This is a genomic window from Pseudomonas sp. CHM02 (assembly GCF_000612585.1).
GTDB lineage: Bacteria > Pseudomonadota > Gammaproteobacteria > Pseudomonadales > Pseudomonadaceae > Aquipseudomonas.
In genome coordinates this window covers 1-1197 of sequence record NZ_JFCA01000108.1, presented here as the reverse complement: position 1 = coordinate 1197, position 1197 = coordinate 1, and the positions used below count along the sequence as shown (strand labels likewise).

Below are 1197 nucleotides of genomic sequence, written 5' to 3'. Positions count from 1 at the left end.
TGGAACCAAGAGTCTCCTATGGATCAACGAATCAAGCTGGTCATCGACTGGCTGTCTGGCGATTTCACCAAGAGCCAGTTAGCTCGGCGTTTTGGCGTCAGTCGACCGACTGTAGATAAATGGATCTCCCGTCACGTTGAAGGCAATTTAAAGTCGTTGGCAGAGTGTCTCGACGACCTCACACCAGCCCAAATAAGACTGACGATGAGATTTTGGCTCGCATAGTGGCGATGAAAGAAGCCCACGATAAATGGGGGCCGAAGAAGCTTGTCGAGCTATTACGAATCGATGACCCGTCTGTCGCCTGGCCATCGCCAAGCACGGCTGGCCAATGGCTTGACAGGCTCGGACTGGTCAATAAACGGCGTTTCAAGCGACGGCACAGTAGCGTTCACAGGGAAATGCGCGAAGCCAACGAACCCAACAAGACGTGGTGCGCTGACTACAAGGGGCAGTTCAAGATGCTCAATGCCCAGATGTGCTATCCCCTGACCGTTACGGACCATGCTTCACGGTTGATTTTGGCATGTAGAGCACACCCCAAAATCATGACCCAGCCTGTCAAACAAGCATTCGAGAGGCTTTTTCAGGAGTACGGGATGCCGGAAGTCATTCGCTCTGACAACGGCGTTCCCTTTGCTTCTCCAGGCCTGGCAAGAATGTCCACGCTGGCAGTTTGGTGGATCCGCCTGGGTATATATCCCGAACGAACCATGCCGGGACGACCTGCCCAAAATGGCCGCCATGAAAGGATGCATCGCAGTTTGAAGCTTGAACTGCCACTGGGGGAAAACCTGATCGAGCAGCAGCTTTTACTGGAGCACTTTCGACATGAATTCAATTACATACGCCCCCACGAGGCGCTCGGCATGAAACGTCCAGGAGATCTGTACGTACCGTCTACTCGAGCTTATCCAGGATGCCTGCCGGATGTGGAATATGCAGCGGAAATGGAAGTACGAAGCGTCAGACAGAACGGCTCGATCATGTGGAAAGGAAAGTTGGTGTTTGTTAGCGAAGCGCTATCAGGAGAACGAATCGGGCTCAAAGAGGTTGAAGATGATGTTTGGGATCTGTACCTGTGTGACTATCCCCTGGGGAGGCTTGGACGAGGCATGAGTCGCGTCCAAGCTTCAAATGTGTAAACGATGTCCCCGGTTTCAGATGTAAAGGATGTCTACGGTTCTACACCCGCGC

Annotated in this window: 1 pseudogene; it reads left to right on the top strand. The window is 52.8% G+C overall.

Annotation, left to right across the window (positions count from 1 at the left end):
- Positions 1–1145: pseudogene (locus BM70_RS31780) on the top strand (helix-turn-helix domain-containing protein); the annotation flags it as partial.
- Between the last annotated feature and the right edge of the window lie 52 nt (positions 1146–1197).